We start from the raw sequence: 14,804 nt of genomic DNA, 5'->3' as shown, positions 1-14,804 counted from the left end.
GCCAACACATACCGAACCTTGTCTTCAGCCGATATCTTCGACCGCCGCGACCTGGTCATCTGACACTCCTTCCGACATGTCACCAATCTTCACTCGGCGACCGTGACAAGAAGTCTGAGTCAGTGCACCTCGAATTCATCGAACACCTGATCGATTCTTCTCGCTCGCCCGCCACCCCGCTAGCCCCCAAGGCCAATCTGGGGATGAACCACGGACTGTAGATGATTCGCCCGCACAGGCGCATTCGACGCCGAAGTTGTCGGAGCCCCATGCTAGCGAACGCAGCGCCAACGTCGTTAAGTTGCTCGTGACGAGCGCAACGGTTGCCGGACTGGCTCCAGGCGTGTTTGGTGGACCACTAGTGAAGGACGACGAGTGAGCGAAGCCCCGCGCGACAACGTGCTTTTGGTGCACTGGCACGACCTCGGCAGGCACCTGGGCGCCTACGGTCATGCCGACGTGTCGAGCCCACGCCTGGATCGGCTCGCCGCCGAGGGCATCCTGTTCACCCGCGCCCACGCCACGGCGCCGCTGTGCTCACCGTCGCGGGGCTCGCTGTTCACCGGGCGGTATCCGCAGAGCAACGGGCTGATCGGGTTGGCGCACCACGGTTGGGAGTACCGGGCCGACGTCCGGACACTGCCGGAGCTGCTCTCCGAATCGGGTTGGCGCACCGCTTTGTTCGGCATGCAGCACGAGACGTCCTACCCGGCGCGGCTCGGTTTCGACGAGTACGACGTCAGCAATTCGTTCTGCGAGTACGTCGTCGACGAGGCGGTGGACTGGCTGACCGCGGCGCCCGCCGAGCCGTTCCTGCTGACCACCGGGTTCTTCGAGACCCACCGGCCATACCCCCATGACCGGTACACGCCGGCGGACCCGAACGCCGTCACGCTGCCCGACTACCTGCCCGATACCGACGACGTGCGGCAGGACCTCGCGGACTTCTACGGATCGATCGCGGTCGCCGACGCGGCCGTCGGCCAGATCCTGGACGCGCTCGAGACCACGGGGCTGGACCAGAGCACCTGGGTGGTGTTCATGACCGACCACGGACCAGCGATGCCGCGGGCGAAGTCGACGCTGTACGACGCGGGCACGGGCATCGCGTTCATCGTCCGTCCGCCGAAGCGGTCCGGCCACGCACCGCTGGTGTACGACGAGATGTTCAGCGGTGTCGACCTGGTGCCGACCCTGCTGGAACTCCTCGGGCTCGCCGCCCCGGACGAGGTGCAGGGCATCTCGCACGCCGCTGCGCTGCGCCAGCCTGAGACGGAACGCCGACCGCAGGCCGCGCCTGCCCGCAGCGAGGTCTACACCACGAAGACCTACCACGATTCCTTCGACCCGATCCGCGCGATCAGGACCAAGGAGTACAGCTACATCGAGAACTACGCGCCGCGTCCGGTGCTCGACCTGCCATGGGACATCGCCGACAGCGCGCCCGGGCAGGTCGTCGGGCCGCTGACCCGGGGACCCCGGCCGGCGCGCGAACTCTACGACCTGGTCGCCGACCCCGGCGAGAGCACCAACCTGCTCGACGGCGAACCGTCCGCCGAGCACGAAGCCGTCGCCGTCGACCTCGCGCTGCTGCTCGACGACTGGCGGAAGAAGACCAACGACGTCATCCCGTCGGACTTCGCGGGCACCCGCATCTCCGAGCGATACACCCACACCTACCTCAGCATTCTGGGTCGCCCGCTGCCCAGCCGGTCTGCGCTGGCCTCCGACCGCGGCATCCACGACGACGGCCAATAGTTCTGCTCAACCTGATCAAAAAGCCCCTCTGGCAGGGCTTTTGATCACCGGTTAGGCTTCCGCGCATGGCCGCCCCGACCGCATACCTGGTGCTCGCCTCGCAACGCAGCGGCAGCACGCTGCTGGTCGAGTCGCTGCGCGCGACCGGCGTCGCTGGCGAGCCGCAGGAGTTCTTCCAGTACCTCCCGACCACGAGCCAGTCCCCGCAGCCCCGCGAGTGGTTCGCAGGCGCCGAGGACGAGTCGATCCTGCAGCTGCTGGACCCGCTCGACGAGGGCAAGCCGGACATTGCGCCTGCCGAGATCTGGCGGGACTACATCCGCACGGTCGGGCGCACGCCGAACGGCGTCTGGGGCGGCAAGCTGATGTGGAACCAGACGCCGCTGCTGACCGAGCGGGCGAAGGGACTGCCCGACCGGTCGGGGGACGGGCTGCTCGCCGCGATCCGCGACGTCGTCGGCAGCGACCCCGTCCTGGTGCACGTGTACCGGCCCGACGTCGTCTCCCAGGCCGTGTCGTTCTGGCGGGCGGTGCAGACGCGGGTGTGGCGCGGACGGCCCGATCCGGTCCGCGACGCCCGCGCCGAGTACCACGCGGGCGCCATCGCACACGTCGTTCGGATGCTGCAGGCGCAGGAGGCGGGGTGGCGCGCCTGGTTCGCCGAGGAGGGAATAAACCCCATCGACGTGTCGTATCCGGTGTTGTGGCGAAACCTCACCGAGGTGGTCGGCACCGTGCTCGAGGCGCTCGGTCTCGATCCACGGCTGGCGCCCGCGCCGGTGCTGGAACGTCAGGCCGATCACCGGTCCGACGAGTGGGTCGAGCGCTACCGCGCCGATGCAGAACGGGAAGGTTATCCGGTATGACGACACCGACCGTGGACACGACGCACGTCGACGAGCTGCGCGTGCTGGAAGCCGAGGCCGTCCACATCATCCGCGAGGTCGTTGCCGAACTGCAGCGACCGGTGCTGCTGTTCTCTGCGGGCAAGGACTCCATCGTTCTACTACGACTGGCGGAGAAGGCCTTTCGGCCCTCACCGCTGCCATTCCCCGTCCTGCACGTCGACACCGGCCACAACTTCGATGAGGTCATCGAGTTCCGCGACCGCAGGCTCGCCGAGCACGGGCACAAGCTGATCGTCGGCTCGGTGCAGGAGACGATCGACAGCGGACGCGTGCCCGATCCGGGGCCCGGTGCGTCACGCAACCGCCAGCAGACCCGGACCCTGCTCGACGCGCTGGAGGCCGGCGGTTTCGACGCCGCGTTCGGTGGTGCGCGACGCGACGAGGAGCGCGCCCGTGCCAAGGAACGCATCCTGAGTTTCCGCGACGAGTTCGGGCAGTGGGACCCCAGGGCGCAGCGGCCGGAGCCGTGGTCGCTGTACAACGGCCGGATCCGCAAGGGGGAACAGGTTCGGGTGTTCCCGCTGAGCAATTGGACCGAGCTGGACATCTGGCGCTACATCGAGCTGGAGGGCCTGGAACTCCCGTCGATCTACTTCGCCCACGAACGGGAGGTCGTCGAGCGCGACGGCATCCTGCTCGCGGTCTCGGAGTACGTGCAGCCAAGGGACGGGGAGACCTCCGCGGTCGAGTGGGTGCGCTACCGCACGGTCGGTGACCTGACGATCACCGGCGCCGTGCGCTCGCGGGCCACCGAGATCGCCGGTGTCATCGAGGAGATCTCGGCGGCGACGGTGTCCGAGCGAGGCGAGACCCGTGCCGACGACCGGACTTCGGTTGCGGCGATGGAGGATCGAAAGCGCGAGGGGTACTTCTGATGGGGCGAGCGAAGCGACGAGGAATGTCATGACACGGCAACTGCTCCGCATCACCACGGCGGGGTCGGTCGACGACGGCAAGAGCACCCTGATCGGCAGGCTCATGCACGACACCGACAGCCTGCCGCTGGATCACCTCGACGCCGTGACCGACGAAGCGGGCGTGGCCGACCTCGCCGCGCTGTCGGACGGACTGCGTGCCGAGCGCGAACAGGGCATCACGATCGACGTGGCGTACCGGTTCTTCTCGACCAAGCGCCGCAGCTACATCCTCGCTGACACCCCGGGCCACGAGCGGTACACCCGAAACATGTTCACCGGGGCGTCCAACGCGCACGCCGCGATCCTGCTCGTCGACGCCAGGGCAGGTGTGCTCCGGCAGACCCGCAGGCATGCCCGCATCGCAAAGCTGTTGGGCATCAAGCACTTCGTGGCCGCGGTGAACAAGATCGACCTAGTGGACTTCGACCAGAACCGCTTCGACGAGGTGCGCGCCGAGTTGCAGCAGGTGGCCGACCGGCTGGGCTTCTCGGTGTCCAACGCGGATCTGGCCGTCATCCCCATCGCCGCCAAGCACGGCGACAACGTGGTGCACCGGTCGGATCGGACCCCGTGGTACGACGGTCCGACGCTGCTCGAGTACCTCGAGGGCATCGAACTGTCCGCGCCACACCCGGAACCGACGAAGCTGCGACTGCCCGTGCAGTGGGTGTCGCGGCCCACCGCCGAGCAGCGCCGCCGCTACACCGGCCGCATCTCGGCGGGAACGCTGCGCGTCGGCGACCCGGTGCTCTCGCTGCCAGCCGGGACGCGCTCCACGGTGACCGCGCTCGACACCCTCGACGACGCGAGGACGACTGGTGTCGCGCCGCTGTCGGTGTCGATCGAACTCGCCGACGACATCGACGTGGGCCGCGGCGACGTGTTCGTCAGCGGGGCCCCGGACGCAGTGCTGCCGGTATCGGCCCGCGAATTGTTCGCCACCATCTGCTGGTTCGCCGACACCCCGCTGCGGGCGGGCGACCGGCTGGCGCTCAAGCAGGGTGCACGCACCGTTCGGGCCACCGTCCAGGAGCTGCACAGCCGGCTCGACCCGGAGACGCTCGACGACCTCGACGGTCCGGTCGAGTTGGGGCTCAACGACATCGGTGCGGTGACGCTGCGCACCAGCTCCGTGGTCGTCGCCGACCCGTACGCCGACAACCGGGACAGCGGCGCCTTCATCCTGATCGACGAGACGTCCAACGACACCGTCGGCGCGGGCACCGTCACCGAGGCGCGCGAGATCAAGCCTGGCGAGCAGACCCGCAACGACATCCGTTGGCATCCATCGTCATTGGACCGGAGCTACCGCTGGAAGAAGACGGGACAGCGCGGGGCGACGATCTGGTTCACCGGACTTCCCGCGTCGGGCAAGTCCACCCTCGCCGTCGCGGTGGAGCGCGCACTGGTCGAGTCCGGTGACGTCGCCTACCTGCTCGACGGCGACAACATCCGGCACGGGTTGTCCGACGACCTCGGTTTCTCCGCGGGCGACCGGGCCGAGAACATCAGGCGCGTCGGTCATCTCACCCGGTTGCTCGCCGACGCGGGCGTGGTCGCCTTGGCGTCGCTGGTGTCGCCGCTGAACTCGGATCGCGAGATCGCCAGGACGCTCAACGAGGCGGCGAAGCTGCCGTTCATCGAGGTACACGTCGCGACGTCGCTGGCCGAGTGCGAGAAGCGCGACCCGAAGGGCCTGTACGCGCGGGCGCGGGCGGGCGAGCTGCAGGGACTGACGGGCGTCGATGCGCCCTACGAGTCGCCGGAGAACCCCGACCTGGTGGTGGACACGGCGGGCGCAGACATCGACGCGCTGGTCGTCCAGGTACTCGCCGCACTGCACGCCGCCAGGGACGGCAGCTAGCTCCCGCGAGTCAGACCACCTGGGCCACCACGAACACCCGCCGGAACGGGAAGAACGTCGTGCCGTCGGCGCGCATCGGATACGCCCGGGCCAGCACCGGAATGATCGCCTGCCGGTACTGCTCCCAGGCGTCGCCGGACAGCCTGCTTCTGACCTGGGTGAGCGCGGTACCGGTGATCCAGTCCAACACCGGCGTCTCGCCGGACAGCTGGTGCACGTAGGTGGTCTCCCACGCGTCGACCCGACAGCCGGCGTCGGTGAGTAGGCCGGCGTAGTCGGTGGGCGTGCCGACGACGTCGGCGTCGCGCCACGGCATGTCCGCCAGCGCATCGGCGAACTCAGCGCTCCTGGCGACCTCGCGAACGGCCTGGTGCGACGGGGCGTCGAAGTTGCCAGGCACCTGCATGGCGATCCACGACCCCGCGGGGAGTTCGCCCGCCCAGCGCACCATCAGGTCGGCGTGACCGGGCACCCACTGCAGCGCCGCATTCGAGACGACGACGTCGGTGTCGGGTCGCGGCGCCCACTCGCCGATACCGCCCAGGGTCGAGTCGAGCCCACGCTCACGGGCCGCGGCGACCATCTCCGGCGAACTGTCGAGGGCCTCGACGACCGCTCCGGGCCACCGATCGGCCAGCGTGACGGTCAGATTGCCCGGCCCGCAACCCAAGTCGACCACGCGGCGCGGGTTCTGCGCTCCGACCCGCGAGAGCAGGTCGAAGAACGGCCGGCCGCGATGGTCGGCGAAGGCTAGGTAGACGTCCGGATTCCACACGCGATCATCATCCTCCTCGGACTCATCCCCCGCCGATGCGTTGTGAGTCTTGAATCCGCAACTGGCCGCCGTCCGAGGTGATCTCGAACGACCGTCGCTCCGTGTCGGTGCCGCCGCCGGCGAGCGTGTAGGCCACCCGGGCGGTCACACTGGTGTCGGTAGCGGAACTGACGTCGGAGATCGAGACGGACCGGATGCCCGACCAGAAGTCCCGGTAGTCGCGCAGATTCGTGGCGGCCTGGTAGTTGGGACCCAGCCGCGTCCATGCCTCGTCCGCGTTCCCCGGGAGCAGCGCGTAGTAGTCGATCACGAAGTCGCGCATGGCCGCGAAACCGGCGTCGCCCGTCGTCGCCGACGTGGTCGGTGCCGTACTCGTCGGCGTGAGACGCGGTGTCGCCGTGGTGTCCTGGCCCCACGGGTCGAGGGCGACGACGACGAACGCGACCGCGGCGAGCAGGAGTACGGCGAGCACCGTCACCGCCGCGGGCAGCCGCGACTTCGCCTTCGGCGCGGCGGCGGGTCCCGGTGGTGTGGGGAGCACGGCGGTCGAGGCCCGGCGCACCGGTCCGGCATGCACGGGCGGAGCCGGCGGATGCCCTTGCGCGGGCGGCGCGGACAGTGCCCGGACGAAGGCCTCGCACGAGCGGAACCGGTCGGCGGGGTCCTTCGCCATGCCCGCCGCCAGGATCGGGTCGAGTGCGGCGAGGTCGGGCCTGCGCGCGGCGAGTGACGGCGGTGGAGCGGTCAGGTGGCTGCTGATGACCACCGCGGGGTTGGAGTGGTCGAACGGCACGGTGCCGGTCAACAGGTGGTAAGTGGTTGCGGCCAGGGCATATTGGTCGGCCCGGCCGTCGACCGATGCGTCCGTCAACTGCTCGGGCGCCACGTAGTTGACGGTGCCGATCGCCATGTTGGTCTGCGTCAGGCGGGACACCTCGGTGAGGCTTCGGGCGATGCCGAAGTCCGCCAGCAGGATCCGCCGTCGGCCGCGCTCGGGCCGGGTCAGCAGGATGTTCGCGGGTTTGACGTCGCGGTGCAGCATCGCGTTGGCGTGGGCGTAGTCCAGGGCATCGGCGACGGCGCCGACGATCTCGAGGACCTCTGGCAACGGCATGCCGTACGGGTGGTACTGCTCGAGCAGCCGGGCGGCGTCGGTGCCGTCGATGAAGTCCATCGATATCCACAGCTGCTCGTCGAACTCGCCACGGTCGTGGACGCCGACGATGTGGGGGTGATAGAGCTTGGCCGCGAGGTCGGCCTCACGGCTGAACCGCTCGCGGAACACCGCGTCGGCCGACAGCGCCCGTGGCAGCACCTTGAGCGCCTCTTGCCGCGGGAGCCGCGGATGTTGAGCGAGGTACACCTCGCCCATCCCCCCGGACCCGAGTTGCCGGAGGATCCGGAACCCCGCGAAGTCCGTACCGCTGGTCAACGGCATCAGGTGATCCTACCGATCCCCTGCCGCGGCTCCCGCGCCCGACGGTTGCCCGCCCCCGCGGGCCTGCGATCATCACAGACCATGGAGGAATCGGAGGCCGTCCGCCAGACCTGGGCAACCCTTGGGCTGGCCGGAATCGTCGACGTCCACACCCACTTCATGCCCAAGCCGGTCATGGACAAGGTGTGGCAGTACTTCGACGCCGCCGGTCCGCTGGTCGGGCGGCCGTGGCCGATCACCTACCGCAGCGACGAGGCGGAACGTCTCGAGGCGCTGCGCTCGTTCGGCGTCCGGGCGTTCACCTCGCTGGTCTACCCGCACAAGCCGGAGATGGCGGCGTGGTTGAACCAGTGGGCGGCAGACTTCGCCGATCGGACTCCCGATTGCCTCGCCACCGCGACGCTCTACCCCGAACCGGGCGTCGCCCGCTACGTCGGCGAGGCGATCGAACGGGGCGCCCGGGTGTTCAAGGCCCACGTCCAGGTCGGCCGGTACGACCCGACCGATCCCCTGCTGGACGAGGCGTGGGGCGTGATCGAGGACGCCGGGGTGCCCGTGGTGATCCACTGCGGCTCCGGCCCGCAGCCGGGTGAGCACACCGGCCCCGGCCCGATCCGGACGCTGCTGACCGCGCACCCGCGACTCCGCTTGATCATCGCCCACCTCGGCATGCCCGAGTACGCGGAATTCCTCGACGTCGGCGAACGGTACGACGGCGTCCACCTCGACACGACGATGGCGTTCACGCCGTTCTCCGAGGAGACGATGCCGTTCCCCACCGACGCGTACCCGCGGTTGCGCGACCTCGGTGACCGGATACTGTTCGGCAGCGACTTCCCGAACATCCCCTACCGCTACGTCGACGCCGTCGGGTCGATCACTCGACTGGACGGTTTCGACGACGCCTGGCGGCGAGGTGTCCTGCACGACAACGCCGCGCGACTGTTCGGTTTTGAACTAGCCCGCACGGGCTAACATCGCGCGTGTGGTCGATTTCCCGCCAAGCAATGCCGCTCCGGTCGACCCGCCGATCCCGATCCCGGACGTTCCCGGCGCCGATGCGACCAAGGGCGGGCTCCCCCGCCGGGAAGACCTGACCTGGGAGCAGAAGCTGATCGTCGACTCGTCGGCGATCGCGGACCTCGGTCTGCGCACTGCGCTCGCCTCGGTGATCGGCGCGGCGATGCTGCCCCGCATGGCCATGGCGGCGCTGCGCCCCGCACAGGTGCGCGCCGAGCGCGACGCCCTGGATTTCTATGCCGAGATGGCCGCGGCGAGGGATCCGGTAAAGGCCTTCCCCGCCCCTGTCGAACTCCCCCGCGTCTCGACGCGTCCGGCGAACCCCGTCGCCGAGTGGATGGCACATGGGCGGGTGGAGAACATCCGGTTCACGAGCAGCTTCGAGGCGGTCAATCCCGCCATGCGTGACCACCGCCGAAGCTATCTGCGCAACAACGTCGTTCACGCCCAACACTGGCGTCACGACGACGGGCCGCACCCCACGCTGTGCGTCATCCACGGGTTCATGGGTTCGGCGTATCTGTTCAACGGCCTGTTCTTCTCGCTGCCGTGGTTCTACCGAGCCGGATACGACGTCCTGCTCTACACGTTGCCCTTCCACGGCCGCCGCGCCGAGAAGGGTTCGCCCTACAGCGGTTATGGCTACTTCGCCGACGGCCTCGCCGGATTCGCCGAGGCGATGGCGCAGGCGGTGTACGACTTCCGCTCGGTGCTCGACTACCTGGAGTACACCGGGGTGGACCGGATCGCCCTGACCGGGATGTCGCTGGGCGGCTATACCTCTGCGTTGATCGCGGGTGTCGACGACCGTCTCCAGGCGGTGATACCGAATGTGCCGGTCGTGACACCCGACGCGGCGTTCGACGACTGGTTCCCCGCGAGCGTCCTGGTCAAGCTGGGCAATCGCCTCTCGCGCACCGACAAGGACCTGATGGCCGCGGCGTCGGCATTCCACTCACCGCTGAGCTACCAACCGCTGGTGCCGAAGGACCGAAGGCTCATCATCACCGGCCTCGGCGACCGGCTGGCTCCGCCGGAACAGGCCGAGATGCTCTGGGAGCACTGGGATCGCTGCGCGTTTCACTGGTTTCCCGGCAATCACATCGTGCACGTGAGTCAACCGGACTACCTGCGCCGGATGACCCGGTTCATGAAGGACTTCATGTTCGTCTAGCGCCACCCGCTACGACCGGGCATGCGCTCCCAGCGTCGAGTTGCTCGATCCGACGGGCCATTCGATCTCGTCGAGCAGACTCGACGGCACGGGTACCGCGCCGGTGTCGAGACGTTCGACCGACCGCGGGTCCAGCGCGGTCAGCAGCGGCCGGTGCCTGCCGTTGCAGCCCCGCAGGCCCGGCACGGGTACGACACTCGGTGCGTCGTCGGTGCGGATGGCACACAGTGCGGTAGCGGTCGGGCGGGTCGCGATGCCGCTGAACTCGATCGCCGTCCACGTCGCCCGGTTGGTGTGCGACCACACGTGCGTCAGCCGGGCCGCGAGATCGCCGTCGACCGGGATCGCGTAGGCGACCAGATACCCGTCGTCGTCGCGCATCCCGCGCCACGTCTCGCGTGCACTCGGCGTGCAGGGCCCTTCTGCGGTGTCGACGATCGTGGCGTCGAAGCCGAGTTCGCGCAGTCGGTCCGACAGCCGCCTGCCGACGACCTCGGCGGTGTCGTACAGCGGCAGCTCGGGTGATCGTGCCTGCAGCGCTGCCAGATTGTCGTTGGCGGCCACCGTCATTCCGATCCAGGTCCGTCGGGTTCCCGAGACGTCGAGGTTGGTCACGCGCACCTTCGCGCACCGGATGCCGAACCGGTCCACGTACCTGGCGACGAGGTGCAACGGCACCGTCGTGCCCGCAGGCGCCTCGACCGACAGCAGCACCGCGACCTCGTTCGTGGACGCCGGTTCCGACGTGCCGCGGTTGCGTCGCCACACCGCAAGCCATCTGCCGATCCGCGTGGTGAGGAACATGCCACCCCACCAGGCGAACGTCACCAGCACGACGGCGACGGCGACGCCGAGCACCCAGCGCTGCGTTGGCGTGTGCCATGGGTAGGCCATCGCGGCCGGGATGACGACCAAGAGGGCCAGGGCGATTCGGGCTGTCATCAGCCCTCCTTCCGTCGGTGTGCGGCGATCGCCGTCACGGCCGCTGCGAGCGCCAGCACGCCTGCGCCGATGAATGCGATGGTGCGCGGGGTGGAGTCGGTGGTATCCGGTTCAGCGGGAGCGGCGACTGGCATCGACCGTGGCGGCTGCGCGTCGGCGGACTCGTCGACGTCCCATGTCAGCGCGGCGATGGGGTCGACGACCCCCGATCCGGTCAGGTTCGACGGCGACCGCGCGGCCCCGTGCGCGCTCGCGGTGATGCGGCGCACCACCTGCTCGGCCCTGAGTTCGGGGAACCTGCTGCGCACCAGGGCAGCCACGCCGGACACGTACGCGGCGGCATAGCTGGTGCCGTTGAGACCGAACATCTCGCCGCGGTCGTTGGGCAGCGCATTGGCGAGCCCCCCGCCGTCGGCGTTGCTCACCGATGCGACGTTCTCACCGGGTGCGGCGACCCCGACCCACGGTCCCGCCGTGGTGAATTCAGATGGGCGGCCCTGCGGACCGACCGATCCGACCGACAGCACGTAGGGCTGCCACCACGATGGGATGGACACCGAGGTGACGCCTGACCAGTTGCGTGGATCCTCCGGACGGCCCGGGTCCGACAGCGGATTCGACGGGCACGCCGTTCCCGCGTTGAGCCCGGCGCGGCTGTTGCCCGCTGCCGCGACCACCACGGCGTCCTTCTCGACGGCCGCGTAGCGCAGGGCCGCACCGAGTTCGGTCTGCTCGACGGTCTTGTTGGCCGGCAGGCACGTCACGGTCGAGATCGCGATGACCCGTGCGCCGAGGTCGGCGGCGCGCACGACCGCGCGGGCGAGCGTCGCCACGTCGATGGTCGCCAGCACGAGGGCGGGGTCGTCACCCGTGGCGCGTGGCGAGTAACGGCCCGACGTCTGCCGGATGGAGATCAGCCGGGCGTTCGGTGCGACACCGGAGAAGGCGTCGGGCCCGGGCTGGCCGGCGATGAGCCCGGCGACCAACGTGCCGTGGCCGTCGCAGTCGGTGAGCCCGTCACCGGACTCGACGAAGTCGCCACCCGGCTCGACGTTGGGCAGTCGCGGCCCCGGCCGGACGCCGGTGTCGATGACCGCCACGGTCTGTCCCTCACCGCGGCTGTACCGCCACGCCCCGGCCAGGTTGAGCAACTGGTCGTTCGGTCCGGCTGCGCCGGGATTGGTGCCGGGCAGCTGACCCGACGCGATGCACGGGCCGCGCTGCGCCATCGGCTGCACGGGGCCTGCCGTGCCGGTGGGTGGCGCCGCACCCGGGTCGAGTTCCGGTGGTGTGATGGCGCCTGCCGCAGGACAACTCGTCACTGCGACCGCGACGGTCACGGCGAGTGTCGCGACACCCGCACGCACTCGCCGATGCGTCACCGATCCAGCACCCAGGCGAACAGACCGATGAGGTAGGCCATGACGGGGATCAGCGACGCGTCCAGCGCCGAGGCGAGGAACCCGACGATCCGTCGCATCGGCAGCGAGTAGGTGTCGGGTGCGGCGACGCTCGGGTACAGCGCTGCCACGGCCCACGCGATCGTCAGCACGGCCAGCGCGATGAGCGCCCACCAGGCGGCCCGGTACCGCTCGTCGGCGAGGTACGTCACCGCCAGCGCCAGCGTGACCAGGTAGGGCTGAGCGAGCAGCCACGCCTTGCACGGCGCCGGGTCCCAGACCCGTGCGCGCAGAGCCGCGCCGAGGCCGGCCGCCGCCACGACGAACCACGCCCACGGCGACGCGCCCTCGGGTACGACCAGCGACAGCGATCCGGCGACGGCGAGCAGCACGCCACCCGAGATGAAGCCGGTTTGATGCGAATCGCTCACCCGGACCCGGCGCGGCAGGTCCGCCAAGACTCGCAGCGGGGGTGCGTCGGGCGCGGGGTCACCGGGTGCGGGGATGACCGGCACCGGGAAGCGCGCCCACAGTGCGGACAGCTGCGCGGCCCGAACCGTGACGAGGAGGCCGAGAACGATCAGCGCGCAGCCGATCACGATGGCGTCGAGCGACCACAGCGCGGCTGCGCCCGCCACGATCGCCGCACTGGTTCCGACCGAGGCCGCGGCGGTGAACACCGCGATCGCCCGCTCGGCCACGGTGATGCTGATGATCGACCACGCCGCCACCCCGGCCGCGGCAAGTAGCACCTGCGCGGCGCCGAAGTCGCCGGGCACGGCGAGCGCGAACGCCGCGGCGATCGGAAGCAGTGCGGTCACCGACAGTGCGGTCGCGAGTCGAGGCGATCGGGACCGGGTCACCAGCGCGCCGAGGACGGTCAGCGCGGCGACGCCGCTGACGGTGAACAGGCCGGCGTGGTCGCCGGTGGCCAGGCGGTGCAGCGTGGCGACGACCGTGGCGAGCAGGATCAGCCCGATCACCGCGACCGATGCGCCACGCTCGACGTGGGGCGTACCCCAGGGCTTCTCGCGTGCGGCGGAGAAGATCACCGCGGCGTCGGCGATGTCCTCGACGATGCGCGGGGCGGGCGGCCCCACCGGAACCGGCTGCAGAGCGAGCAGATCCCCGTCGGCGACGCCGACGGTGTCGAGGGTTGCGTCCAGGCTGAACGGCGCTCCGCCGACCGGCGCGAGCGACAGCTGCACCGGCGCGTCGGCGTCGTCGCCGGCCGGCAGCGCCATGCGCCGTACCGCGGGCAGGATTTCGCGTAGCGGCAGCTCGGTGGGCAGCGCCATGTCGACGAGCCGACCACCGTCGTCGCCGCCGGCGAGCACGGCGACCCGCACGATGGGCACCACCGCGGATCCCGTTGCGGCACCGGATGGGACACCGGGCGAAGTCAGGCCCGGCGTGAGGGTGTCGGACATCTTTGGTCTTCCGTTCTCTGGTCGAAGTCTCTGGTGAGGTGGGCTTCGGGGAACCACTCCCCGTCGGGCAGCGTGGCGGTGAGGCGTTCGACGGCGGTCGCAATGGACAGCGGGGTGCCGGGCGAGAATGTCGACACCCACTCGCCGTCGTAGGCCTTCGATGGGCTGACGAGCACGCGTCCCGCGCTGGTGTCCACGACGCTGACGCCCACCTCGGTGCTGACCCGGTGACCGTCGCGATGGTCACCCGCGACGATCTCGACGTAGCAGCGGTCGGGTGCGAAGGCGGCCGCCACCACGTGCCGCGCGCTGGCAGGGATGCCGAGGTTCTCCACCACGTCGGCGAGCGCGGCCCCGTTGCGGAGCCGTTCGTCGGCCTTCGCACCGATCCGCGCCGCGATGCCGAACTCGTCGAACGACGCGGGTGGCCGTCCGGACAGCCCGACCGTCAGCACGGGAACCAGCGCCTGCGGATGGTCGACGTCGACGTGGCTGAACGTCACCAGCCCGCCGTTTCGCAGTGCGACGACCACGTCGTCACCCCGACGAGCGACCAGCCCGCGCAACATGTTTCCTGATCCCGAGACGAAGCGCAGCTCGAGCCAGCGCGTCGGACGGCACGCGGTGGTGACCCACCGGGTGACCGGTGCGGTGACGCGGTCGGCCACCATCACCCCGAGTTCGGACAGCTCGGCACGCATGCGAGCCTCGAACGCGGGGCGAAGGGACTCTTCGGCGTACGGCGGCGTGATGGCCAGCACCCATGGGAAGTATCCAGCCCCAGCCGATTCGGCGACGAACCAGGCCTGCTCCGCGGTCAGCTCGACGGCGTTAGCGCCCACTGCTCATCAGGCCCGAATCCATCAGGCCGAGCCCCACTTGGCGCCCTGCGCCGCGTCTCGAGCGCTCATCGACATCGTGTTCATCTCGTGGGTGCTCGACATCGCGCGGTAGGCACGGACCAGTTCCTCGAGGCTGGCGTTCCACTGCGCCTGCCACGCCTGGTACGACATGCCGGTGTCGCCCTGCCAGCCCGCCGACAGTGCCGCCTGCTCGCTCGCGACGTCGGCGCCGACGGCGTGCAGGGCTCCCGAGTAGCCGTTCATCTCGGCGGCCAGCGCCAGCATGGCCGGGTAGTTGTACATGATCTGTGACATGTGTTGTGTCCCTTCAGCTGC

13 protein-coding genes are annotated in these 14,804 nt (G+C 69.8%); 6 read left to right on the top strand and 7 right to left on the bottom strand.

Features of this window, described 5'->3' with window-relative positions; all coding sequences use genetic code 11:
* The first annotated feature begins 375 nt into the window (after nucleotides 1–375).
* The 4 genes from LOK44_RS26130 to cysC all read left to right on the top strand — a co-directional run bounded on the left by LOK44_RS26130 (nucleotide 376) and on the right by cysC (nucleotide 5,447).
* On the top strand, nucleotides 376–1,758 hold the full coding sequence (locus LOK44_RS26130) for a sulfatase family protein (RefSeq protein ID WP_237572996.1): 1,383 nt from the start codon (nucleotides 376–378) through the stop codon (nucleotides 1,756–1,758).
* 65 nt (nucleotides 1,759–1,823) lie between these two features.
* Nucleotides 1,824–2,624, top strand: a complete 801-nt coding sequence (stf0, locus tag LOK44_RS26125; RefSeq protein ID WP_237572995.1) for a trehalose 2-sulfotransferase — start codon at nucleotides 1,824–1,826, stop codon at nucleotides 2,622–2,624.
* Entirely contained in the window at nucleotides 2,621–3,541 is a 921-nt protein-coding gene (gene cysD, locus LOK44_RS26120) for a sulfate adenylyltransferase subunit CysD (protein ID WP_237572994.1), read from the top strand. The genes stf0 and cysD overlap by 4 nt, the downstream gene beginning before the upstream one ends.
* Nucleotides 3,516–5,447, top strand: coding sequence for a sulfate adenylyltransferase subunit CysN (gene cysC, locus LOK44_RS26115; RefSeq protein WP_308192798.1), 1,932 nt, complete (start codon nucleotides 3,516–3,518; stop codon nucleotides 5,445–5,447). Before cysD ends, cysC begins: the two co-directional genes overlap by 26 nt.
* A 10-nt stretch (nucleotides 5,448–5,457) precedes the next feature.
* Here cysC and LOK44_RS26110 read toward each other — a convergent pair whose 3' ends face one another.
* Both LOK44_RS26110 and LOK44_RS29870 read right to left on the bottom strand, forming a co-directional pair.
* The gene (locus LOK44_RS26110; protein WP_237572992.1) at nucleotides 5,458–6,222 is read right to left on the bottom strand and encodes a trans-aconitate 2-methyltransferase; all 765 of its coding nucleotides are present in this window, start codon (nucleotides 6,220–6,222) and stop codon (nucleotides 5,458–5,460) included.
* Between the two features lie 22 nt (nucleotides 6,223–6,244).
* Nucleotides 6,245–7,660 carry a serine/threonine-protein kinase gene (locus LOK44_RS29870; protein WP_283817925.1) on the bottom strand — a complete coding sequence of 472 codons (1,416 nt, stop codon included), beginning with the start codon at nucleotides 7,658–7,660 and terminating at the stop codon, nucleotides 6,245–6,247.
* 81 nt (nucleotides 7,661–7,741) lie between these two features.
* Between LOK44_RS29870 and LOK44_RS26100 the strand changes: the two genes are divergently transcribed.
* Together LOK44_RS26100 and LOK44_RS26095 are read left to right on the top strand one after the other, a co-directional pair.
* Nucleotides 7,742–8,635 carry an amidohydrolase family protein gene (locus LOK44_RS26100; RefSeq protein WP_237572991.1) on the top strand — a complete coding sequence of 298 codons (894 nt, stop codon included), beginning with the start codon at nucleotides 7,742–7,744 and terminating at the stop codon, nucleotides 8,633–8,635.
* Nucleotides 8,636–8,645: 10 nt separating this feature from the next.
* Nucleotides 8,646–9,854 carry an alpha/beta hydrolase family protein gene (locus LOK44_RS26095; protein WP_237572990.1) on the top strand — a complete coding sequence of 403 codons (1,209 nt, stop codon included), beginning with the start codon at nucleotides 8,646–8,648 and terminating at the stop codon, nucleotides 9,852–9,854.
* Between the two features lie 9 nt (nucleotides 9,855–9,863).
* On the opposite strand, the gene eccE is transcribed toward LOK44_RS26095, so the two are convergent.
* From eccE to LOK44_RS26070, 5 genes are read right to left on the bottom strand one after another with little or no spacing between them, the layout of a single operon-like run.
* Nucleotides 9,864–10,796, bottom strand: a complete 933-nt coding sequence (eccE, locus tag LOK44_RS26090; RefSeq protein WP_237572989.1) for a type VII secretion protein EccE — start codon at nucleotides 10,794–10,796, stop codon at nucleotides 9,864–9,866.
* Nucleotides 10,796–12,178: a type VII secretion-associated serine protease mycosin gene (gene mycP, locus LOK44_RS26085; protein WP_372481324.1), complete on the bottom strand. Its 1,383-nt coding sequence runs from the start codon at nucleotides 12,176–12,178 to the stop codon at nucleotides 10,796–10,798. The genes eccE and mycP overlap by 1 nt, the downstream gene beginning before the upstream one ends.
* On the bottom strand, nucleotides 12,175–13,626 hold the full coding sequence (gene eccD / locus LOK44_RS26080; RefSeq protein WP_237572988.1) for a type VII secretion integral membrane protein EccD: 1,452 nt from the start codon (nucleotides 13,624–13,626) through the stop codon (nucleotides 12,175–12,177). The genes mycP and eccD overlap by 4 nt, the downstream gene beginning before the upstream one ends.
* On the bottom strand, nucleotides 13,599–14,468 hold the full coding sequence (locus LOK44_RS26075; protein ID WP_237572987.1) for an ESX secretion-associated protein EspG: 870 nt from the start codon (nucleotides 14,466–14,468) through the stop codon (nucleotides 13,599–13,601). The genes eccD and LOK44_RS26075 overlap by 28 nt, the downstream gene beginning before the upstream one ends.
* 21 nt (nucleotides 14,469–14,489) lie before the next feature.
* Nucleotides 14,490–14,783 (bottom strand): WXG100 family type VII secretion target, encoded by a 294-nt coding sequence (locus LOK44_RS26070; protein WP_237572986.1) that lies wholly within the window; start codon nucleotides 14,781–14,783, stop codon nucleotides 14,490–14,492.
* Nucleotides 14,784–14,804: the final 21 nt, after the last annotated feature.

The sequence above is a fragment of the Mycolicibacterium lacusdiani genome, from assembly GCF_021916785.1.
Taxonomy (GTDB): domain Bacteria; phylum Actinomycetota; class Actinomycetes; order Mycobacteriales; family Mycobacteriaceae; genus Mycobacterium; species Mycobacterium lacusdiani.
Note: the sequence above shows the minus strand (reverse complement) of the source record. Positions and strands in the feature narration are given on the sequence as shown.